Consider the following 22,211-nt stretch of genomic DNA (forward strand, 5'->3'; position numbering starts at 1 on the left):
CGGGACCTTATCGGAGAGCGGTCGTGCGGGTGGGGTGACGGGCGGGTTCCGAGGCGGGCCTACGGGTCGGGCCAGCTTCGGGGCCGAGGGGCGGCTTGCGCAGGACCTGGCGGGTCGGGGACGAGGACTCCAGCAGGACGGGGGCGCCCAGGGCCGCGCCGATCGCGTCCGACCAGCGGCGCGGGTCGCGTCCGGGTGTGTCCCACAGGGCCGGGCGGGCGCGCTGGAGGCGCGCGGTGAGGGCGGCCTGGCGGGCCAGGTCGCCGGGTGGACCCGGCGCGATGCGTTCGACGAGGGTGCCGTCGATGCCGTAGGCGCGGCAGATGCGCAGGCCGCGGGCGCGGGCGGGCGCGTCGAGGTGGGTGACGGCGAGGGCGTCCACTCCCCCGCAGACCTCCACGGCGTACGCGTGCGCGACGGCGTCGAAGTGGCCGGTACGGAAGGCGCCTTGCCAGCGGCCGTGGCCGTTGTGCGGCTCGGGCAGCAGCGGTGTCAGCTCCGGGTCCTCGGTAACGAGCGGGCCCGGTCCGTGCCGGGTGGTGTAAGTGCGCACGACGCCGAGCCGCCGTGCCTCGCCTGGTGTACCCGCCTCGGCCAGCAGCGTCTGGGCGTTGGCGAAGGTGGTGGTGGACCAGGTGGTGTACGGGTGGAAGCCGTGCCACTCGTCCAGGAGGACGCCCTGGGCGCCCTCGAAGACCACCGGGCCCCGCCGCAGGAGGTCGTGCAGCGCGGCGCCGTCGGTGAGGGTGACCGTACGGGCGAAGGCGGCGAGGACTTCCGCGCAGTCCTCGACCGGCGGCGCGGGCAGCGGGCCCAGCTCGTCCGCCAACCGGTCGCGCAGCAGGCGAAGTTGACGCAGCAGCCGGGGGCGCGACGCGCAGTCGCCGACGGTCGGCGCGTCGCCGGGGTGGGCGAGCGCGTACGCGGCGGCCTCGCCCACGCCCATCCCGCAGGAGCCGTGCCGGTCGGCGCCGCGCGCCTGCTCCCGCAGCCGGTTGGCGGCGGCGTGGTACGGGGTGGCGATCGGCGCCGCGCGGTCGACGGACAGCAGGGCGTACGGGTCGGGGACGCCGACCGTGCGCAGGTGGTCGGCCTCGGCGGCCAGCGCGAGCGGGTCGACGGTCATGAACCGCGACAGGTGGGTGCGGACCCCGCGCAGCGTGCCGGAGCCGAACTGCGCGAAGGTGTGGTGGCGGCCGTCGGCGGTGACGACGTTGTGCGCGGCCTGGGCGCCGCCGTTGAACCGGACGACCGCCTGGACCGTACCGTCCTGGCAGAGCCGGTCCACGGTGGCGCCCTTGCCCGCGTCCCCGAATCCGAGGTCGACGACGATGGTGTGCACTACAGCCTCGTGGTGGTGGCGGGACCCGTGTCGCCGTCGGTGAGGGGCGCGTCGGAGACGGCGAGGGCGCTGCCGCGGGCCGCGCCGTCCCTGCCGCGGTCGAGTCCGGCGAGCGCCTTGCTGACGCTGTCGCCCGCCGCCGAGCCGACGTCGGCCAGGTCGGCCAGGCCCGCGGCGAGGTCGATCGCCTCCTCGCCGAGGCCGACGGTCAGCGCGATGGTCTCGCAGACCGCGTCGAGGTCGTCCAGCTCGATGACGTTCTGGCCGAGCAACTTCCGCCAGATGCCCAGCACTTCGGTGTTGCCGACGTAGGACGAGCCCGCCGGGAGGATGTAGTGGACGTGGTAGGTGCGCTTGAGTTCAGCGACGATGTCGGTGATCGGGATGTCCTGCGGGATGCGCTCGCCGAGGACGTCCCACACCTCGCGCGCCTTGACCTTGCCGTACGGCATCTCGTCGCCGATGAGGAACAGGTAGCCGCGCCGCCCGCGCTTCTCGTGGCAGTCCAGCGCGGTGTGCCGGGCCATGGTGTAGAGCGCGAGTTCGTACGACTCGCTCATCTGGCCGCCACCCCCGCCCTCCAGGAGGATGTTGCCGAGGTCGTCGTCCATCCGGTTGTCGGACTCGAACTGCCCGATCTGGAGGGGCACCCGGTCGCAGGTGGCGTCGCCGACCGCGCCGAACATCACCTGCGGGTGCTCGGTGTAGCCCTTGCGCAGCAGCAGGCCGAACAGTTCGGGGAGCTTGGTCTGGAGCACCTGCGGGACGGTGCGCATCGAGCCGGTGACGTCGAAGAGCACGGCGATGGCGAGCGAGGTGGGGTGTTCCGCGGAGTCGCGGCTCTCCCGCAGGGTGATGTTCTTGGGGTCGAGTGACGGGTGGGCCTTCCAACTGCTGCGCGGGGACGAGCCGGTGACGTGGTCGCTGTACGCGAAGGCGCCGGAGCCGGACGCGGCGCGGTAGCGCGCGGCGGCGTCGTAGACATTGGTGGACCAGCTTCCGCTGCCCATGGTGGTTCCCCCTTGTGTCGTGGTGGTGGTGTCGCGGTTGTCAGATGTGCGGCATGACGAACGGGCGGAAGGTGCGCGGCCCGTAGAGCCGTTCCAGCAGGTCGTCCAGCTCGCCGAGGAGCTGCCACGCGTCCTGCGGGCGGGCGTTCTGCGAGGGCAGGACGCACGCGCGCAGGAAGGCGCGCATCGGCGCCGGTGCACGGTCGCCCATGAGCTGCCGCACGCAGAGCGCGGCGAGGTGGATGTCGGTGGCCGGGGAGGCCGGTCGGCGCTCCGGGACCTCGGGCGGATAGGCGTCCCTGTGCCGGTCGACGAGGACCGGCACATGGGTGTCGAAGGCGGTCGCGTAGCACCAGTCGACCAGGACCAGGCCGTGCAACTCGGGGTGGATGAGGACGTGTTCGGGGAAGACGGCGCCGTGCACCAGCCGGGCGCGGTGGGCCCAGCCGAGCGCGGTCAGCAGGCGGCGCCACATCCAGGCCGCGTCGCGCGGGTCGAGGCCGTCCGGGTGGGCGGCGGCGACCTCGGCGAGCGTGTGGAAGCCGGTGAGCGGTACGAGCGCGTTGACGTGCCGCTCGACGCCGTCGGTGTCGCGGTGCCGGAAGCTCTCGATCAGTTGCGGGGCGTACGCGCGGTGCCGCCGTTCGCCGACGGTGTCGAGGCGGCGCAGCACGTCGGCCTCGTGCTCCAACAGGTCGTTGTCACGGGGCCGTTGCGGGATCTTCAGTACGGCCTCGCGCCGGTCGCCGTCCTCGTCGTAGTGGGCGGTCCGCAGGACGGCGAGGTCGCCGGTGGCCAGGACCGGGCCGAGGACGTAGCGGCGGTCCGCGGTGGTGACGGTGGGAGCGGTGACCCTTTCGTCGGTGTGGTGGTGGCGGGCGGACAGCCGGGCGAAGGCCGCGGCGGCCTCCGCGGTGCGGCCGGGCGGTGCGGCGTCGGGGTGCAACAGCCGGGCGAGCCGCCGGTAGTGGCGGACCGCGTCGTGGGCGTCGACCGGGAAATCGGCGTCGAGGGCGGAGAGGGCGTCCTCGAAGGTGCGTATCGGTGCGCCCGCCGGGTCATTGCCGGGGTCGCCGAGGGGTTCGCGACTCGCGCCACGCGTCGGGCCGTTGGTCCGGTCACCGGCCGGGTCACCGAGCGGATTCGTGGTGGCGGTCATCGGACGTCGTCCTCCCGGTCGGGGCGGAGCAGCGCCGGGTGCAGCAACCGGGCATCGCCTGCCCGGTAGAGACGGGCGCGCGGACCGCCCTTGCTGCCGGGGCGGCTGTCGGTCTCGCCGGTGGACTCCACGAAGCCCGGCACGGAGAGCACTTTGCGGTGGAAGTTTCCCGCGTGCAGCGGCGCGCCCCACACCGTCTCGTAGACCGCGCGCAATTCGCTGATGGTGAAGGTCTCGCCGAGGAAAGCCGTGGCCAACGGGGTGTACTCGATTTTTCCGCGGGCGCGTTCCAGACCGTCCGCGAGGATGCGGTCGTGGTCGAAGGCGAGCCGGGGAGCGCTCCCGTGAGAAGCGGGCCGGCGGCCGGTACCACCCCCGTAGATTCCGGTCCGCCGACCCTGCTCGAAGGGACGCGGCGGCGCCGTGTCCGGTTGCCCTTTCGGGAGGATTGCTTCGACGGGGATCCAGGCGGCGCCCGCGGCGTCGCTTCCCGGCGTGGCATCGGGCAGTCCCGGCGCGAAGGCGAGGTACGCGATCGAGACCACGTGCATGCGCGGGTCGCGGTCGGGGACGCCGTAGGAGCCGAGCTGTTCGAGGTGGACCCGGCCGAGCGCCGTGGCGTCCAGGCCGGTCTCCTCGGCCAACTCCCGTGCCGCCGCCTCGTCCAGGGACTCGCGTCCCGCGCGGACGAATCCGCCCGGCAGCGCCCGCTCCCCCGCGAACGGCGGTCCGCCCCGCTCGACGGCCAGTACGTGCAGCCGGTCGGCGCGCAGGGTCAGCGCGACGATGTCGACGGTCACGGCGATCGGGTCGAAGGCGCGCGGATCGTAGGAGTCGAGGAAGTCCCGCTCCCGTCGCGCCGCCGACTCCCCCGCCGTCTCCGGCGTGTTCACCGCGTCCGTCATGATCGCCCCCGTCTCGCGCCGAACCCACCCCGCATGTTGTTCTCAGGGTGAGTCATTCTCAATACGAGAAGACCATAGCACCGACCCCTGACACCGTCCAGCGGCGGCGCTACTCTGCGGCAATGACGAAGCAGACGTTCAGCACTTTCGAGGAGTTCTGGCCGTACTACGTGGCGATGCATTCGAAGGCCGCCACCCGCTGGGTGCACCTGGCGGGCACGCTCACCGGCCTCGCGGTCACCGGGTACGGCCTGGCGCGGGGCCGCAAGCGGTACGCGGCGGCGCTGCCGCTGATCGGGTACGGAACGGCGTGGCCCGCCCACTTCCTGATCGAGAAGAACAATCCGGCGACCTTCGGGCACCCGGCGTGGTCGCTGCGCGGCGACGTCAAGATGATCACCACCATGCTCGCCGGACGGGACGCCGAACTGGCCGAGACGGCGGACAAGTGGCTGGCGGAGCAGGGCGGCACGGGCGACGACGCCTGACACCGCCTCGCACCGGTCCATTCAGGCCAGCGCTGTTCCGCCGACGGGCTGCCCGTGGCACACTTCTGACGATCCGTCAGACGGCGAGTCGGGGAGGCCGCGTGGAGCAGCACAGGCGCACACCGCCGGTGGTCGAGGGCTGGTTCACCGAGGGGACGGGAGCCGACTTCCGGCTGCTCGGCACCCGGTGCCGCGACTGCGGAAGCGTGTTCTTCCCCCGTGAGGACTCCTTCTGCCGCAACCCCGCGTGCGCGGGTACCGACTTGGACGATTTCCCGCTGTCCAGGACCGGGCACGTCTGGTCGTACACCGACGCCCGCTACCGGACGCCGCCGCCGTATCCCTCGGACCCCGAGCGCGCGTGGCAGCCGTACACCCTGGTCGCCGTCGAGCTGGCGGACGAGCGGATGGTCGTGCTGGGCCAGGCGGCGCCCGGAGTGACCCCGGCCGATCTCGCGGTCGGGATGCCGGTCGAGCTGGTGCCCGGGGTGCTCGGGGAGCCGGGAGCCGACGGTACGGGCGGCGCCGACACCGGGCGCGGCACCTGGAACTGGCGGCCCGTGGGCGGTGCCCGATGACCGCCGACATCGCGGTGCTCGGCGCCGGCATGCACCCCTGGGGCAAGTGGGGGCGGCCGTTCACCGAATACGGGGTCGCCGCCGCCCGCGCGGCCCTCGCGGACGCGGGCCTCGACTGGCGCGAGGTGCGGTCGGTGGTGGGCGCCGACACCGTACGCGGCGGCTATCCCGGATACGTGGCGGGCGCGACCTTCGCGCGGGCGCTCGGCTGGCAGGGCGCCCGCGTCACCAGCGTCTACGCCGCGTGCGCCTCCGGGGCGCAGGCCATCGCGACCGCCCGCGCGCAGATCCTGGCGGGCCTCACCGACGTGGCGCTCGTGGTGGGCGCCGACTCCGCGCCCAAGGGCTTCTTCGCCCCCGCGGGGGGCGAGCGGCCCGACGACCCCGACTGGCTGCGCTTCCGGGTCCTCGGCGCCACCAACCCCGGCTACTTCGGCCTGTACGCGCGCCGCAGGATGGCCGTGCACGGTGACACGCTCGACGACTTCGCGCAGGTCAAGGTCAAGAACTCCCGTGCGGGCGCGGCCAATCCGCTGGCCCGCTACCGCGAGCCGGTCAGCGCCGAAGAGGTCGCGGGGTCCGCGGTCGTCGCCGATCCGCTGCGGCTGCTGGACATCTGCGCCACCTCGGACGGCGGCGCCGCGCTCGTGCTGTCGAGCATGGACTTCGCCCGGCGGCACACCTGCACCCCGGTACGGATCCGCGCGGTCTCCACCGTGACCCCCCAATACCCGCGCACCGTACCGGACTTGCCGGACATCGCGAGTGACTCCGCCGTCGCCGTGTCCCCGCCCGAACGGGAGCCGCGCGCCTCGATCGCGGCTGCGGCGTACGAGGAAGCCGGGATCGCGCCGGGAGACCTCGACCTGGCGGAGATCTACGACCTGTCGACCGCCCTGGAACTCCAGTGGTACGAGGACCTGGGCCTGTGCCCGGCGGGTGAGGGCGCCAAGCTGCTGCGGTCGGGGGCGACCGCGCTGGGCGGCGCCATTCCGGTCAACACCAGCGGCGGCCTGGCGTCCTTCGGCGAGGCCGTACCCGCCCAGGCCATCGCGCAGGTCTGCGAGCTGGTGCGGCAGATACGCGGCCGGGCGGACGGGCGGCAGGTCGCGGGCGCGCGGCTCGGAATCACCGCGAACCAGGGGCTGTTCGGGCACGGCTCCGCGGTGGTCGTGGTGAAGTGACCGGGCACGGGGGGACGCGGAGCGGATCGTACGGGTTGGGCGGACGCGTACCGGGTCGGACGGGCCGGGCGAACGCGCACCGGGCCGGACCGTACCGATGTGTGTCGGGTCAAACGGTCGGGATCGGTCGCGGCTCCGCCGTGAAGTGACCTGATCGGTCAGGCTTCTTGACGCTCCGTCACCGCTGGAGAACACTTCCGGGGGCGCGGAGCCGGTCGGCGGGAGGGGCGCCGGCCACCGGCGGTCCGCGCTGCCGCCCGTTCCCGACACGGTCCCGCGCGGACCGGGCAAGGGAGACCGACATGAGCGACCAGCCCGTGAGCTACGTAGCCGCCATCGACCAGGGCACCACATCCACCCGATGCATCGTCTTCGACAGCGGCGGCCGGATCGTCGCCGCCGACCAGCGCGACCACCGGCAGATCCTCCCCAGGCCCGGCTGGGTGGAGCACGACGCGACCGAGATCTGGGCGAAGACGCAGGCCGTGGCGGCGGGCGCGCTCGCAAGGGCCGGACTGCGCCCCGACCAGCTCAGCGCCCTCGGGATCGCCAACCAGCGCGAGACGACGGTGCTCTGGGACCGCTCGACCGGACGCCCGGTGCACAACGCGCTGGTCTGGCAGGACACCCGCACCTCGGCGCTGTGCGCCGAACTCGGCGGCCCCAACGGCCAGGACAGGTTCCGCGACGCCACCGGTCTGCCGCTGGCGCCGTACTTCTCCGGGCCCAAGGTGGCCTGGCTGCTCGACCATGTGCCAGGACTGCGGCGGCGCGCGGAGAACGGCGAGATCGCCTTCGGCACCGTCGACTCCTGGCTGGTGTGGAATCTGACCGGCGGCGTCCACGGCGGCCTCCACGTCACCGACGTCACCAACGCCTCGCGCACCCTGCTGATGGACCTCGACACGCTGGACTGGGACCCGGCGATCCTGGCCGCCATGGACATCCCCGAGGCCGTCCTGCCGGAGATACGGTCCTCCGCCGAGGTGTACGGCACCGCCGTAGGACGGCTCGCGGGCGTGCCGGTGGCCGCCGCGCTCGGCGACCAGCAGGCCGCGCTCTTCGGACAGACCTGCTTCGAGACCGGCGAGGCCAAGAACACCTACGGCGCGGGCAGCTTCCTGCTGATGAGCACCGGGGCACGGCCGGTGCCGTCCAAGAGCGGTCTGCTCACCACCGTCGGCTACCGGCTCGGCGGCGACCGGCCCGCGTACTGCCTGGAGGGCTCGATCGCCATCACCGGGGCCCTCGTGCACTGGCTGCGCGACCAACTCGGCCTCATCCGCGGCGTGGACGAGATCGAGCCGCTGGCCGCGAGCGTGCCCGACAACGGCGGCGCCTACGTCGTGCCGGCCTTCTCCGGGCTGTTCGCGCCCTATTGGCGGTCCGACGCGCGCGGTGTGATCACCGGGCTCACCGGATTCGTCACCAAGGCGCACCTGGCGCGGGCCGTGCTGGAGGCCACGAGCTGGCAGACCCGCGAGGTGGTCGACGCGATGCAGGAGGACTCCGGCGTACGCATCGCCGAACTGCGCGTGGACGGCGGCATGACCGTCAACAGCCTGCTGATGCAGCATCAGGCCGACGTGCTGGGCGTGCCGGTGGTCCGGCCGGTCGTCGCCGAGACCACCAGCCTCGGCGCGGCCTACGCGGCGGGTCTGGCGACCGGCGTGTGGGACGGCCTCGACACGCTCAGGGCGCAGTGGGAGCGCGACACCGAGTGGAAGCCGCGCATGGCGCAGTCGCGACGTGAACTCGGTTACCGGCGTTGGAAGATGGCCGTCGAGCGGAGCTTCGGCTGGCTGGAGGAGGACGGCGAGGAGGGCCCCGCCAGGTAGCGATCGGCTCCGAACTGCGGCCGGTGACCGCCTCTCGGAAATACCGGGCTCAGGTGGCGGCCGGTCCGAGGAAGCGTCCGACCCCAGGCAGCCGCCGGGCTCAGGTGGCTGCGGGCTCCTTGCGCCCCGTCGCCATCTGCGCCGCGTGTTCCACCACGGTGATCAGGACGTTCTTCGCCGAGTCCCGCTCGCGCGCGTCGCACATCACCACCGGCACCGAGGCGTCCAGGTCGAGGGCGTCGCGCACGATGTCCGGCGCGTGCAACTCGGCGCCGTCGAAGCAGTTGACGGCGACCGTGAAGGGGATGCCGCGCCGCTCGAAGTAGTCGACTGCCGCGAAGCAGTCCTCCAGGCGGCGGGTGTCGGCGAGCACGACCGCGCCGAGCGCGCCCTGCGCCAACTCGTCCCACAGGAACCAGAACCGGTCCTGTCCTGGCGTACCGAACAGATACAGCACCAGGTTGTCCCTGAGCGTGATCCGCCCGAAGTCCATGGCGACGGTGGTGGTGCGCTTGCCCTCCACGCCCTCGGTGTCGTCCACCGGGCGGCCCGCCTCGCTGAGCGACTCCTCGGTGCGCAGCGGCCTGATCTCGCTGACCGCGCCCACCAGCGTGGTCTTGCCCACGCCGAAGCCGCCCGCCACCAGCAGCTTGAGCGCCACCGGCTCGTCGGCGGACGGCTTGCGGCGGCGATCCGATCGCGCGAAAGCCATGTTGTGTCTACTTCCCTGCCGGCGTTGTCAGTTGTACGTCGATCTGTCCGTCGGTTGCGCTTGGTCGTACGTCTGCGGAGAGCCTAGCCCTGTTCGAACATGACCGGCACGCCGCAGTGGATCACGATCCACTACAGCGCGCGCAGCCCGTTGATGACCTCGCGCAGGATGTTCTCGTCCACCAACTCGGCCGGTGGGACCGGCTGGTGGAGTTGTACGTGCGACGCCTCCAGCAGGTCCCCGACCAGGACGCGGACCACCCCGACCGGCAGGTCGAGGTCGGCGGCCAGCTCCGCGACGGAGACGGCCTGGACCTGACAGCGTTCGACGATGTCGAGGTGCTCGGGTGACAGCGTGTGGTCGTCCTGCGCGCCTCCGTCGTCCCCGGCCTCGGTCTCCGTGATCACCAAGGCGATCAGGTCGATCTTCGTCTCAGCGGCGTTGCTGGTGCGGCCCCTTGTCATCGCATAGGGCCGCACCACCGGTCCTGCCGCGTCGTCGTACCACCGGTCCGAATCAGAAGTCATGACACCCGTCACCCCGTTGTCAGATCATCCGGTCAGCCGCTGAGTGCCGCGCCGCCGTCGTTCCGAGCCGCGGTGCCCAGGTGGGCACCGACCCGCTTGACCAGTAGCGCCATCTCGTACGCGACCTGGCCGACGTCGGACTCGGCCGCGCTGAGTACGGCCAGGCAGCTTCCGTCGCCCGCCGCCGTCACGAAGAGGAAGGCGTCGTCCAGTTCGACCATGGTCTGCCGGACGCGTCCGGCCTCGAAGTGCCGTCCTACGCCCTTGGCGAGGCTGTGGAAGCCGGATGCGACGGCGGCGAGGTGCTCGGAGTCCTCGCGGGTCAGTCCGTCCGACGCGCCGATGGCCAGGCCGTCGCCGGAGAGGACCAGGGCCTTGCGGATGCTGGCCACGCGCGAGACCAGATCGTCAAGGAGCCAGCTCAGCTCGCGTGTCGGGCTCGATGGTGCGGTCATCGACCGTTCCCCTCAGGTGTCGTTCTCGGTGCGGATGCCGATGGGTCGTCTTGCGTGCCGTCGTTCTCGGTCACTTCCCGGCCGCGCTGCCAGCCGCGCTGGAGTGCCGCCATCCGGTCGCGGACCTCGTCCGCCGACCGCTCGCGGCCGGCGCCCTCGCCGGTCGCGCCGCCGCTGTCGTGGGCGGTGGTCTCCACCCTCAACTGCGGTGCCAGATTGGCCTGCCTGACCCGGCGGGGCAGTCCGCTGCCGCTCGCGCCGGACGCGGTCGTCTTCTTCGCGGCCGTCAAAGGCTGGGACCCGGACGGGGGTTCGGGCGTGGGCCGAGACGGGGACCGGCGCGCGGGCAGCGGCTGGGGCTCGGCCGGAGTCGGTGCCTGCGCCGGGGTCTGCGCCTGCGGCTGGCCCTGTGGGTACAACTCGCCGCGGGCCTGAGCCTGCGCCACGGCCCGCTCCGCGGCCTGTTCCAGCGCTCCCCGGTCGGCCTGCGAGGTCTGCGCGGAGGGTCCGCCGACCGGTCGGCCGCGGTCGGAGACCAGTACGGGCGCGGTACGGCGGCGTCGCGGCAACGGCAGCGGCCCGTCGAGTTCCGGGTCGCCCGCCTCGCCGACCGGCGCGCCGACCGGTTCGTCCGCCGGGTGCGCCTCGTGCTCCTTCTGCGTCTCGCCGCCGATGCCGTCCAGGCCCCACTGCCGGAAGGTGTGCTCGGTGTCGGAGGGCACCCGCGCCGGGCGGGACTCCGTGAGGTCACCGATCTTGGTCGCGCCGGTGTCGTCGCCGGTCTCGGTGAGCAGATTCGCCGGGATGAGGACGACGGCGGTGGTGCCGCCGTACGGGGACTGCCGCAGCGAGACCCTGACGCCCTGGCGCTGCGCGAGCCGGCTGACCACGAACAGGCCGAGCCGGTCGGTGTCCGACAGTTCGAATTCCGGGGTCTCGGCCAGCCGGAGGTTGGACTCCAGCAGCGCGTCGGGCGTCAGGCCGAGGCCGCGGTCGTCGATCTCCAGCACGAAGCCGTTGGCGACCGGCTCGCCGTGCAGCCGTACCGCGGTGTGCGGCGGCGAGAACACGGCGGCGTTCTCGATGAGTTCGGCGAGCAGGTGGGTGACGTCGCCGACCGCGGAGCCGGTGACGGCCAGCCGGGGCAGACGCCGTACCTCGATCCGCTCGTAGTCCTCGACCTCGGCGACGGCGGCGCGGACCACGTCCATGAGCTGGACGGGCTTGCGCCACTGCCGGGAGGGGGCGACACCGGAGAGGATGACCAGGCCCTCGGCGTGCCGCCGCATGCGGGTGGTCATGTGGTCGAGGCGGAAGAGGTCGGCCAGTTCCTCGGCGTTCTCGGTGCGGCGCTCCATCGCGTCCAGCAAGGTGAGCTGGCGGTGCAGCAGGACCTGGCTGCGGCGGGCGAGGTTGACGAAGACCTCGGAGACGCCCTTGCGCATGTCGGCCTGGCGGACGGCGGCCTCGACGGCGGCCCGCTGGAGGGTGTTGAGCGCCTTGCCGACCTGTCCGATCTCGTCGTCGGAGTACTGGAGGCGCGGCACCTCGGTCTCGACGTCGACCTGTTCGCCCGCGGCCAGCCGCCGCATGACGCGGGGCAGCCGGGTGCCGGAGACCTCCTGGGCCTCGCGGCGCAGCCCGGACAGGTCGCGGATCAGGCTGCGGCCGATCCGTACCGACACGATCAGCGAGGCGATCACCGCGACCAGACCGAGGACACCGATGACGGCGGCTTCGACGACCAGCGTGGTGGACAGCGGCCTGGCCTGCTTGCTGAACTTCGCGATGGCCTCGCCGTCGAGCTTGCCGAGGTCGGTCATCACGGTGGCGGCGGTCGCGGGCCACGCCTTCTGGGCGGCCACGACCGGCGCCTCCTCCACGCCCGCGACGATGATCGCGTCCTCGGCGGCGCGCAGCGCCTTGCCGCTGGCGCTCTGCCAGTACGTGTCGAAGGGCGCGCGGGCGTCGTCGGTGAGGGTCTTGAGGTCGACCGCGTAGTAGTTGCGCTGCTCGGCGACCGCGAAGGTGAAGGAGCGCAGTTCGTCCTTGCTGGTGTGGCCGGTGCTGATCGCGGCGGCCATCAGCGCGTCCTCGCGGCTGACCTCCTCCTGCGCCCGGTAGAGGCCGATCACCGCGCGCCGCTGGCTGTCCAGCGTGACGTCGCTGAGCGGGAGGTACTCCTCGAAGAGGTCGAAGGTGGGATCGACCAGCGAGTTGTACGCCTGGTAGGCGTCGTCGCGGGTGATCCGCTGATTGTCGACCCGCTGGCGGAGCGAGGTGAGGCCCTCGACGGCGTTGAGGAGGTCGTCGAGGCGGTCGCGGGACCGCGCGTTGAGGTCGTCGCGGACGCCGGACGCGTCGATGGTCGTCCGCATCTTGGCGATGGACGCGTCGGTGGCGTGTTCCTGCTTGTCGTAGGCGATCCGCGCCTCGGAGTCACGGGTGTTGGCCAGAAAGACCAGAGCGACCCTGCGCTCCTGCTGAAGGTTCCGTACCGCGTCGTCGGCGGGATAGCCGACGTTGTCGACTATTCGCTGGATGTCCGGCCGTCCGAACACCTCGCGCCCGGTGATGGTGGCGGCGAAGGCCCAGATGAGGGTGAGGGACACCAGTGGGATCAGCAGCAGCGCCACGATCTTCCGGCGGATCGTCGTACCGCGAAAGCGCATGGCCTCCCCAACGTCTTCCCCTGTATGGGGATCGTCTGTCGCGTTTAAACGGCGTGAGCCTACTACTGCCGATGCGGTAACTCGAAAGCCAGTGCGCAGGGTTGGGCAGGTCTGGCCGGATACGTACCCCGGAATGCATCGTGAAGATTCGGGGCAGGCACCTTGTATGGACTTCGAACAAGGGCGGGTGTGGACCGAGGACCCGGTCGGCACTCCCCGAATGCCCGATCCGGTACGAGCGGCGGCGGTGCGGGCGGTGCTGATCGTGGCCGTCGCGCTGATCCTCGCGGTGATGGCCGTACTGCTGGCCGCCGGACACTCCTGGCTGTCGGCGCCCGCGCTGATCTCCGCCGTCTTCACCAGCGTCGTCGCCACGTGGGCGGTGTTGGACGTGTGGGTGACGCGACAGGTGTGGAACCAGCGCAACGGGGTGCTCTCCAGCCCGAGCAGCGCGGCCCGTGCCCTGCGCAGGGAGCGGCGCAGGAGGCACCGTGCGGCGCGGTCCGCCGCGCGCGGCCGGCCGACGCGGCGGGTGCACATACCGCGCCATCTGCCCTGGCACCTCGGGGTCTGACTCCGGCCGCCCGCGGTTTGCCGTCGGTACCTGGTGGTCCGGCGGCGGTCCGGGAGCTGATCGCGGTCCGTACCGGCGGCGGCCAGTATCAGCGGCGGCCACCGCCGGCGGCGGGCCGGACTAGCCTCTGTCCGGCTGGAGTTCCCTGCCCGGTTCGGGCACCGCGGCGCGCGCGGGCCCGGAAACGGGCACGTCCGATTCCCCGTCTTCGCCGTCCCGCTTCGGCTCGGGCGGCCGTCGGTACATCCGGGTGGCGGTGATCTCGCCGTGCACCTGCTCGCCCTGCGGGTCGGGGACCGGAAGTCCCGGCCGCAGGTGCTCCTCGACGCTGATGTATTTCAGGCCCGCCCGCAGATCCGCGTCATTGCGGAGCCTGACCACCAGCGGGAATTCGGCGAGTGCCGTGGTGTCGAACAGTCCCGTGGTGTAAATGAGCTGTACGCCCAAGGCGTCGGCCACCGCGCGCTGCAATTCCAGGAGATAGGTGGCGTTGGCGCGACCGATGGGATTGTCGAGGAACAAGGTGCCCGCGTGCCGCTGCTTGTCCCGGCCCCGGTCGTTGCTGCGCAGCGCGGCCATCGTGCAGTAGAGGGCGATGGCGGCGGTGAGGAGCTGCCCGCCGGAGAACACGTCGCCCATCTGTCCGACCGGCACCCGCTCGGCGCGCAGCACCGCGTCCGGTTTGAGGATCTCCACGGCGATGCCGCGCGGTTCGAGCGCGGACCCGACGCCGCGCAGCAGCAGGGACATCCCGTCCCGCCGCAGGTCGGAATTCTTGCGTACGGCGGCTCTGGTGGCCTCGTCGATGACCTCGCCGAGGCGTTCGGTGAGGACCGACTGGTCCGGGTCCTCGAAGCGGATCCGCAGGAATTCCTGGCCCGACCATTCGCCGAGCCCTTCCGGCAGCCGTGACAGGCGCTGCGCCGAGCGCAGGGTGGCGAGCGAGGACTCGACCAGGCCGCGCAGCCGGTCCACGATGCTGTCGCGGTTGCGCTCCAGCTGGGTCAGCTCGTCGGTCAGCACGCGCAGCCGCGGGGCGAAGGCGGTCGCCCAGGCGGCGGCGTGTTCGGGCAGCGCGGCGGCGGGCAGTTCCCTGATCTGCTGCCGCGCGGGCGTCCTGACCTGCTCGTAGCGCACCGCGTTGGCGTGCCGGACCAGGACGTCGGAGGCTTCGCGGAGCTGGGTCTCCGCGGTGGACAGGTCGGCCGCGCAGCCGCGCAGACCGCGCCGGGCCTCCGCCGCGGCCTGCCGGGCCTCCTCGGTACTGCCGGGGTACGGCTCCGGCTCGTCCTCGTCCTGCTGTCCCGGCGCGTTGTCCCGCAGCAGGTCGCGCAGCATCGCGGCGATCTCGTCGAAGCCGCCTGCCGCGTCCTCGGCGGCGCGGTGGGCGTGGACCATGTCGGCGTGGGCGGCCCTCGCCTGCTCCAACGCGTCGGTGCGGGAGGCCAGTTCGGCGTTGGCGGCGCGCAGCAGCTCCTGCGCGTGCTCGGCGTCGCGCGGCAGCAGTCCGTCGGGCAGGTCGGTGTGCCGGTCGCCGTCCGCGGGCGCGAGCCGTTCCGCCTCGCCGCGCAGCCGTCCCAACTGCTCGCTGGCGGTGGAGGCGCGCGACTCCAGGGTCTGTACGAGCTGTTCCGCGCGGGCCGCCGCGGCCTGCCGGGAGGGGCCGTCGGCGCCGTCCGGGCCTTCGAGCAACTGGGCGGCGCGGCTGCGGACCTTGTTGGTGAGCCGGTCCAGTTCGACCAGGGCCGCGTTCTCGGTGCTCTCCGCGCGGGCCTGCTCGGCGCGCAGGTCCGCGCCGACACCGACCTTCTCGTACACCTGGGAGGCCGAGTGGTACGCCTCGCGGAGCGCGGGCAGCGACTCCGTGGCCCCGGGCGCTGCTTGCCTTTCCTGCGCGCTCTCGTCGGGGGCTCCGGCGATCTCGGACCGCTCGGCGCGCAGGACGCGGGCGGTGCGGCGGGCGTCGTCGGAGGCGCGCTGGGCGGCGCGGCGGTCCTCGTCCGCGGCGCGGGCCTGCGCCAGGCAGGCCTCGGCGCGGGTCTCCGCCTCGGCCGCGTCGGCGGCCAACTCCCGTGCCCTGCGCTGCCAGTTGGCGCGCTCGCGGAGCCGGTGGGCGAGACCGGCGAGCGCGTCGGCGCGGCGCCGGGCCTGCTCGGCGGCGGCGCGGCGGGCGTCGTTGTCCCGCGCGCTCTCGGCGGCGGCGGCCTCGGCCTCCGCGCGTTCGGTGCGCAGCGCGGCCAGCTCCGCGCGGGCCTGCTCCGCGCTCTGCCGCGCGGCGGTGACCTCCGCCTCCAGCTCGGCGAGGCGGTCCGGCGGGCAGGAGGCGCGCCACGAGGCGAGGCGGGCCGACAGCGTCCGGTCGTGCGCGAGCCGGGCCGCGAGCGTCCTGATGTCCTCCTCGCGGGCGGTGGCGCGGGCCCGCAGCTCCTGGCGTTCGCCGTCGGCGGCCAGTTCGTCGTGCATCGCCGGGTTCGGCGGGACCAGGAACACGTCCTGGTCCGCGCTGCCCGCCGCCGTCGCTGGCGGCGGCGCGAGCAGCGCCGCCGCGGTGCCGACCGCGACCGTCGAGCGCGGCAGCAGGGCGGCCTGCGCCAGCACGTCCCTGGCCCGCTGGTACGAGCCGGGTTCCGTGACCACGACGCCGTCGACCAACTCGGGGCGGGAGGCCAGCACGACCGCGTGGTCCACCGGGTCCACGGCCTGTGCGAGGTAGCGCCAGCCGGGCAGCGCCGGAATGCCGTGCTCCCCCAGGAATTCGACGGTCGCCAGGACGTCGGGGCCGGGCGGCAGCAGGCCGCCGTCGCCGAGCGCGGCGAGGATGCGCGCGTCGTCGGCCGCCGCGGTCCGCAGCTCGAAGAGTTTGCGCTCGGCGGAGGCGACGGCGCTGTCCAGCAGTTCCCGCAGCGGCTCGGCGAAGCCGTCGAGCTCCGCGGCGGTGAGGGGACCGTCTGCGGACGGCCGCGCGGCGGAGGGGCGCAGGGGCGACGCGCCGGCGCCGTCCCGCTCGGAGGCTCCCGAGCCCTGGCCGGTGCGACCCGCGGCCGTATCCGCGGCGCCGGAGCCCGTACCGCCGTGCCGTCCTGCCGAGCCGTCCCGGGCGTCACGGCCCGTACCGCCGTACGGCCCGGTCGCGCTGTCACCGGCCGAGGCGTCGGAGGTTCTGCCGGCGCGGGCGCCGACCGGGTGTCCGACGTCCGGGCCCGCTGCGGAATCCGTGCCGTCGCGCGGGCCCGGCACGCTCAGGAGGGCGGCGAGGCGCGGGTCGGCGGCGAGCGCGGTGGCCGCCACGGTCGCGGCGGTTCTGGCGGCTTCCGCTGCGGTGAGGGCGTCGGCGGCGCGGGCGGCGGCCAGTTCGGCGCGGGCCTCGGCGGAGGCGGCCTCGCGGGCGCGGGCGGCGGCGCTGTGGGCGGCGTCGGTGGCGGAACGGGCCAGGGCCGCCGCGGTCTGTTCCGCGTCGGAGGCGGCGAGGGCCGCGCGGGCCGGGTCGGCGTCGGGTGCGGTGTCGTCGAGCCAGCCCGCGCTGACCGCCTCCGCGGTCTCCTGCTCGACCTCGGCGAGCCGCTGTCCGAGGTGTCCGCTCTCGCTGCGGGCGCGCTGCGCCTCGGTGGCGGCGGCGGTCGCGTCGCGGTGCGCGGCCTCGGCCTCCGCCTGGAGCGCGGCGGACCGCTCCTCCTCGGCGTCGGCCTGCTGCTCGGCGCGTCCGGCGGCGGCGTGCAGGGCGCGTACGAGATCGGCGGCGGCGCGGGTGCGGGCGGCCAGCGCCGGGGCCGCGTCGCGTTCGGCCTCGCGGATCGCGGCGGTGACGCGGGTCAGCCGGTCGCCCGCGGCGCGCTGCCGCAGTACGGTCTCGGCCGCCTGCCAGGCGGCGTGCAGCGTACGGGCGTCGCCCAGCTCGCGGCGGAGTCCCGCGGCGCTCTTGTCCGCCGCGGCCAGCGCCAACGAGGCGTGCCGGTAGGCCAGTTCGGCGGCGATCAGGGCGCTGCCGCCGCGGGCCTGGTCGGCGTCGGTGACGCTGTGCGCGGCGCGCGCCATGTGCTCGGCCAGTTCGGCGGTCCTGCCGCGCTCCTGCTGGGCGCGGGCGGACAGGCGACGGGCCAGGGCGCGGGTGCGGCGCTCGGACTGGGCGTGGACGCCGCGGGCCTGGTCGCGAGTGGCGGCGGCCTCGACGATCCGCTCCAGCAGATCGAGCGAGCCCGCGGTGAAGTCGCGTTCCGCGGTGAGTTCCGCGCGGCGGCCGAGCTTGTTGGCGAAGCCGTGCACGAGGTCGGCGAGGCCGTCTGTGTCACGGGTGTCGGTGACGGCGCGCAGCAGGAGGTCGGTGAAGTCGGAGTCCTTCTTGACGGCGAACAGGCCCGCGGCCTCGCCCTCATCGGCGTTCATCTCCCGCTGGTAGCGGAAGAGTTCGGGGTCGAGGCCGAGGTCGCCGAGGTGTTCGTTCCACCGGTCGTGGATCTCCTCCCACACCACTTCCAGGTGCGGGTACGCCTTGCCCGCCTCGGTGACCGCGTCCCGGAAACCCTTCATGGTGCGGCGCCTGCCGCGCGCGCCGGACATGCCCTCGACCGGCGGCCGTACGCTGGCGGCCTCGGCGACCGGCAGCGAGTCCAGGCTGAGGCCGGGTCCCGGCCGGAACGAATACCACGCCTCGGCGAATTTCCGCGGGTCGGTGGAGACCTGGCGGCCCCGCCACTCGCTGACCTTTCCGACCACGACCAACTCGCCGGTGACGGTGTGCTGCCACTCCAGGGCGACGTGGCCGCAGTCCTCGGCCAGCAGGAATTTCCGCAGGACGCCGGAGCTTGCGCCGCCCAGGGTGTTGCGGTGGCCGGGCAGCATGACCGAGAAGATCAGCTTGAGCAGGACCGACTTGCCGCCGCCGTTCTCCAGGAAGAGCACGCCCGCGGGCGCCGGGCGGCGCGGCGGTCCTGCGGGCTCGTCGGCGAAGAACTCGCCCTGCGCGGGGGCGGGTTGCGGCACCGGCTCGCCGACGCCCCGCAGGTCCAGGACGGTGTCGGCGTAGCGCGCGCCCGCGGGCCCGATGGAGTAGAGGCGGAGTCGGGAAAGCTCGTACATGCGGCGGACTCTCGTGGCTCGTGGTTCAGGTCGGAAGTGGACTCGGGGCCGGGGGCGAGTGGGGGGCCGGGGCAGGTGGGGCCGGGAGCGAGTGGGAGTCGGGCCCCGGTCAGGTGTGGGCGTGGAACGGCAGACCCGCGTCCGCGGCCAGGTCGAGGCCGCTGTCGTCGGCGGCGGCAGGGACGAGGCTGGCGCTGCCGTCGCCGACCGGGACGATGCCGAGGTCGAGCAGTTCGGCCATGGCGGCGCTGCCCGCCATGTCGCGGACCTGCAACTGGTAGCGGGCGGTGGTGCGGTAGGTGCCGCCCGACTCGTCCCCGGTGCGCTGGAGGAAGCCGGAGTCGACGAGGAAGGCGACGGCCTTGCCGATGATGCCGGTGGTGGAACTGGCCAGCCTGCGGGCGTCCTTGGTGGCGCCGGTCGCGCTGCGCCGGGTGTAGACCCGCCAGGCGGCTTCCAGTCCCGGTGCGTCGCTGGCCGGGTCGGTGTTCTCACCGGTCTCGTCGGCCTGTTCCTCCAGGCGGCGGCAGGCCTGGCGGATGAAGGCGTCGATGCCGTTGACGGTGATCCGGCCGATGTAGCCGTCGTCGGCGAGGTCTTCGGGGCGCGGGAAGGCGAGCGCCGCCGCGGCGAGGTGGGCCAGGCCGTGCAGGAAGCGGTCGCCGGCGTCGGACGCGGCGCGGCGGGCGTAGTCGCCCATCCGGACGGCGAACACCGAGTCCTCGCCCGCCGCCAGGGCCATTCCGGCGCGGGGCGAGACCTCCAGCACGATCAGGCCGAGTCCGGCCGCGACCGCGTCGGCCAGGCGCGCGAAGGCGGGGTCCTCACGGTGGCGGCGGATCAGTTCCGCGTACTCCGCGTCGCGGGCGGGCAGCAGCTTGGGCTGGAGCCCGAAGCCCACGAGGCGGGCGGCGTCGGCCGCGTCGCCGGGCGTCACTCCCCCGGTGCGCGCCGGTCCGGTGCTCCCGGCCTCGTACGCCGCGGTCTCGGGCGTGTCCGCCGCCGTCTCCCGGTACTCGCTCACTTCTCGCTCTCCTCGGTCCAGGCGATGACGCCGGTCGGCACCGTCGCGTCCGCCGTACGTGGTCGCGCGCCGCCGGGTCGGAAACGGCGGGCGGGCGCCGTGCCGGGCCTCATACGGGCTCCGCGCGCGCGGCCGTCATCGCCGCCGCGTCCAGCCGCGCGGTGCCGACGATGAGGTCGGCGCCGCCGAATTCGTGGTCGTCCAGCGGCGTGCCGTCGTCCACCGCGAAGAGCAGGCGCTGTTCGCCCTGGCGGTAGGCGGTGCCGACCGGCGGGGAGGCGGCGTGGATCGCCAGCAGGGCCAGCAGATAGGGCAGTTCGGGGTCGCGGCGGCGGGCGTCGGCGAGGAGCCCTGACAGACGGCGCGGCGCGTCGTGGGGCAGGTCGAGCAGATCGAGCGCGGATTCGAGCTGTTCCTCGCTGAACCGGCTGTCGTCCGGGGTGGCGACCAGGTCGGGCTCCGGCATCTCCGCGCCCAGGTGCTCCCGCTCCAGCGGCGGGGTGAGCAGCAGTTCGACCAGGTCGGTGACGCGTACGGCGGACGGGGTGCGCAGGCCCGCGCCGCGGGCGAAGAACGCGTCGGTGACCCGCGACGCCCGCTCGACCGGGATCGGCAGCAGGGGCGCGACGAGCTGCCCGTACAGGTCGAGTCCGGCGCGCGCGGGGGGCGCGGCGAACGCCTGCCGGTCCTGCTCGGCGCGGAACAGCGGTCCGGCCTCCAGCAGCCTGGACTGGAGCTGGGTGTGCCGCCGGATGCAGTCCTTGACGATGTCGACCAGTTCGGCGGCGCGGCGCTTGTGCTCCGGCTCCTCCGCCTCGTCGCGCGCCTTGCGGATGTTGGTGAGGATCGCGTTCTCGTGCCGGTAGCGGTCGGCGACGTGGTCGAGGGCCTCGGCGATCATGTCGGGAACGGTCCGCAGCCAGTCGACCGCCCGGACGTTGCGCCGGGTGGCCTCCAGGGTGCGGCGCAGCGTCTCCGCGTACTGCACGGTGCGGTACCTGGCCTGTTCCGCGGCGAGTTGGGCGTCGGCGAGCCTGCCGCGGCTGATCAGCACCTCCAGTTTGACCTCGGCGGCGATCTGCGCGCTGGTGACGTCGGTGTCGAGCGCGCCGACCAGGACGTTGACCGCCTCGTCGGTGGTGCGCAGGTAGACGCTGCCGCCGGGGCCCGGCACCTCTTCGATCAGCTTGAAGTCGTAGTCCCGCCGCACATATCCGCCGTCGGCGCCGAACGTGCCGTAGACGGCGCGGAATCCGCGGTCGGCGCTGCCGACGTTGATCAGATTCTCCAGCACCCAGCGGGCGACGCGCTCGTGCTCGGCCTGGCCGCGGACGGGGGCCTGCGCGGCGACGCGGGGCAGCAGTCTGGCCACTATCTGGTCGTGGTCCGCGCCGGTGTCGAAGTCCATGTTGAGCGTGACCAGGTCGATCGCGGCCAGCGCGATCTCCGCCATCGCGTACACCGAGTACTCGCCCGCGAGGTTGGCCTTGCGGGTGTCGAGGTCGTGCAGCGGCGCCGTGCAGGCGAGCGCCTTGAGCCTGCGGGCCAGGCCCTCGTCGGCGGCCGGGCCCGGGGCGGGCCGGGCGGCGCCCGGCAGCGAGTACGGGATCGTGGTGGTCACGCCCCACACATTAGGCGGTGGCACCGACAACGAACGAAACGGCACGGATCGCCACGGGGCGGGCACCCGGCGCGTCGGCCCGCGGGAGTGCCATGATCGGTCCCGCGACAGGTACGGCACGGGCACGGAAGACTCGCGGGCGGCGCGCGGAGCACCTTCGGCGCCGTTCGTAGGCGGATACGAGGATACGAGGACGGGCTGATCATCATGGCGGACGCGGTCACCGGGGCGGCACCCGGCACGGCTCCTCGGACACCTCCCGGCACGGCTCCCGACGCCGACCCGGGCGCGGTCATCGATCTCAACGCCGACCTCGGCGAGGGCTTCGGCCGCTGGCGGCTGACCGACGACGAGGCGCTGCTGTCCGTCGTCACCAGCGCGAATGTCGCGTGCGGCTTCCACGCGGGCGACCCGTCGACGATGTGGCGGGTGTGCGAACTGGCGGCGGAGCGGGGCGTACGGATCGGCGCGCAGGTCTCCTACCGCGACCTCGCCGGTTTCGGCCGGCGCTCGATGGACGTGCCTCCGGAGGAACTGGCCGCCGAAGTCGCCTATCAGATCGGCGCGTTGGAGGTCTTCGCCCGCGCGGCGGGCACCACGGTGGCGTACGTCAAGCCCCACGGCGCCCTCTACAACCGGGCGGTGCACGACGCCGAGCAGGCGGTGGCCGTCGTCGCGGGCGTACGGCTCGCGGGGGAACGGCCCGTACTCGGCCTGCCCGGCTCGCAGTTGCTGCTCGCGGCGGCCCGCGAAGGGCTGCCCACGGTCCACGAGGCGTTCGCCGACCGCGCCTACACCTCGGGCGGCACGCTGGTCCCGCGCCGCGAGCCGGGCGCGGTGCTGGAGTCGGAGGACGAGGTGGTGGCCCGCTCGGTGGGCATCGCCCGCGACGGGCGGGTGACGGCGATCACCGGCGAGACGGTGCCGGTCGCGGCGCGGTCCTTGTGCGTGCACGGCGACACACCGGGCGCGGCCCGGCTGGCGGCCCGTGTCCGGGAGTCGCTGGAGGCGTCGGGTCTGCGGATCGCGGCCTTCGCGTGAGCCGGGCG

17 protein-coding genes are annotated in these 22,211 nt (G+C 73.7%); 6 read left to right on the forward strand and 11 right to left on the reverse strand.

Annotated features, from left to right (window positions below):
- Positions 1-7: 7 nt before the first annotated feature.
- Genes ACFZBB_RS06685 through ACFZBB_RS06700 form a run of 4 tightly spaced genes read right to left on the reverse strand, consistent with a single transcriptional unit; the run spans position 8 to position 4,416 of the window.
- Positions 8-1,342, reverse strand: coding sequence for an adenylosuccinate synthetase (locus ACFZBB_RS06685; RefSeq protein WP_391118536.1), 1,335 nt, complete (start codon positions 1,340-1,342; stop codon positions 8-10).
- Complete coding sequence (locus ACFZBB_RS06690; protein ID WP_391118538.1) at positions 1,342-2,352, reverse strand: hypothetical protein; 1,011 nt, start codon at positions 2,350-2,352, stop codon at positions 1,342-1,344. Before ACFZBB_RS06690 ends, ACFZBB_RS06685 begins: the two co-directional genes overlap by 1 nt.
- A 40-nt stretch (positions 2,353-2,392) precedes the next feature.
- A complete protein-coding gene (locus tag ACFZBB_RS06695) occupies positions 2,393-3,511 on the reverse strand; it encodes a molecular chaperone DnaJ (protein ID WP_391118540.1) in 1,119 nt (372 codons plus the stop codon).
- The gene (locus ACFZBB_RS06700) at positions 3,508-4,416 is read right to left on the reverse strand and encodes an NUDIX domain-containing protein (RefSeq protein ID WP_391118542.1); all 909 of its coding nucleotides are present in this window, start codon (positions 4,414-4,416) and stop codon (positions 3,508-3,510) included. The genes ACFZBB_RS06695 and ACFZBB_RS06700 overlap by 4 nt, the downstream gene beginning before the upstream one ends.
- Before the next feature lie 122 nt (positions 4,417-4,538).
- Here ACFZBB_RS06700 and ACFZBB_RS06705 point away from each other — a divergent pair, with 122 nt between their 5' ends.
- The 4 genes from ACFZBB_RS06705 (at position 4,539) to glpK (ending at position 8,504) form a co-directional block, all read left to right on the forward strand.
- On the forward strand, positions 4,539-4,904 hold the full coding sequence (locus tag ACFZBB_RS06705) for an Mpo1-like protein (protein ID WP_391050082.1): 366 nt from the start codon (positions 4,539-4,541) through the stop codon (positions 4,902-4,904).
- A gap of 101 nt (positions 4,905-5,005) precedes the next feature.
- On the forward strand, positions 5,006-5,482 hold the full coding sequence (locus ACFZBB_RS06710) for a zinc ribbon domain-containing protein (RefSeq protein ID WP_391118544.1): 477 nt from the start codon (positions 5,006-5,008) through the stop codon (positions 5,480-5,482).
- Entirely contained in the window at positions 5,479-6,666 is a 1,188-nt protein-coding gene (locus tag ACFZBB_RS06715; RefSeq protein WP_391118546.1) for a lipid-transfer protein, read from the forward strand. Before ACFZBB_RS06710 ends, ACFZBB_RS06715 begins: the two co-directional genes overlap by 4 nt.
- 302 nt (positions 6,667-6,968) lie before the next feature.
- Positions 6,969-8,504, forward strand: coding sequence for a glycerol kinase GlpK (glpK, locus tag ACFZBB_RS06720; protein ID WP_391118548.1), 1,536 nt, complete (start codon positions 6,969-6,971; stop codon positions 8,502-8,504).
- A gap of 100 nt (positions 8,505-8,604) precedes the next feature.
- On the opposite strand, the gene ACFZBB_RS06725 is transcribed toward glpK, so the two are convergent.
- From ACFZBB_RS06725 to ACFZBB_RS06740, 4 genes are all read right to left on the reverse strand, one after another.
- Positions 8,605-9,216, reverse strand: coding sequence for an ATP/GTP-binding protein (locus ACFZBB_RS06725; RefSeq protein ID WP_188286157.1), 612 nt, complete (start codon positions 9,214-9,216; stop codon positions 8,605-8,607).
- Between the two features lie 131 nt (positions 9,217-9,347).
- Positions 9,348-9,743, reverse strand: a complete 396-nt coding sequence (locus ACFZBB_RS06730; RefSeq protein ID WP_355344056.1) for a DUF742 domain-containing protein — start codon at positions 9,741-9,743, stop codon at positions 9,348-9,350.
- 32 nt (positions 9,744-9,775) lie between these two features.
- Positions 9,776-10,198, reverse strand: a complete 423-nt coding sequence (locus ACFZBB_RS06735; RefSeq protein ID WP_188286155.1) for a roadblock/LC7 domain-containing protein — start codon at positions 10,196-10,198, stop codon at positions 9,776-9,778.
- Entirely contained in the window at positions 10,195-12,870 is a 2,676-nt protein-coding gene (locus ACFZBB_RS06740) for a nitrate- and nitrite sensing domain-containing protein (protein ID WP_391118551.1), read from the reverse strand. Before ACFZBB_RS06740 ends, ACFZBB_RS06735 begins: the two co-directional genes overlap by 4 nt.
- Before the next feature lie 166 nt (positions 12,871-13,036).
- On the opposite strand from ACFZBB_RS06740, the gene ACFZBB_RS06745 reads away from it, so the two are divergent.
- Complete coding sequence (locus ACFZBB_RS06745; RefSeq protein ID WP_391050091.1) at positions 13,037-13,444, forward strand: hypothetical protein; 408 nt, start codon at positions 13,037-13,039, stop codon at positions 13,442-13,444.
- Positions 13,445-13,564: 120 nt separating this feature from the next.
- Here the strand turns inward: ACFZBB_RS06745 and ACFZBB_RS06750 are convergent, their stop codons facing one another.
- The 3 genes from ACFZBB_RS06750 to ACFZBB_RS06760 form a co-directional block, all read right to left on the reverse strand.
- Positions 13,565-18,517 (reverse strand): hypothetical protein, encoded by a 4,953-nt coding sequence (locus ACFZBB_RS06750; RefSeq protein WP_391118553.1) that lies wholly within the window; start codon positions 18,515-18,517, stop codon positions 13,565-13,567.
- A 109-nt stretch (positions 18,518-18,626) separates the two neighbouring features.
- A complete protein-coding gene (locus tag ACFZBB_RS06755; RefSeq protein ID WP_391118555.1) occupies positions 18,627-19,541 on the reverse strand; it encodes a hypothetical protein in 915 nt (304 codons plus the stop codon).
- Positions 19,542-19,650: 109 nt separating this feature from the next.
- Positions 19,651-21,162, reverse strand: coding sequence for a hypothetical protein (locus ACFZBB_RS06760; protein WP_391118557.1), 1,512 nt, complete (start codon positions 21,160-21,162; stop codon positions 19,651-19,653).
- A 207-nt stretch (positions 21,163-21,369) separates the two neighbouring features.
- Between ACFZBB_RS06760 and ACFZBB_RS06765 the strand changes: the two genes are divergently transcribed.
- Positions 21,370-22,203 carry a 5-oxoprolinase subunit PxpA gene (locus tag ACFZBB_RS06765; RefSeq protein WP_391118559.1) on the forward strand — a complete coding sequence of 278 codons (834 nt, stop codon included), beginning with the start codon at positions 21,370-21,372 and terminating at the stop codon, positions 22,201-22,203.
- Positions 22,204-22,211 lie beyond the last annotated feature (8 nt).

It is taken from the genome of Streptomyces sp. NPDC008139 (assembly GCF_042957025.1).
Taxonomy (GTDB): Bacteria; Actinomycetota; Actinomycetes; order Streptomycetales; family Streptomycetaceae; genus Actinacidiphila.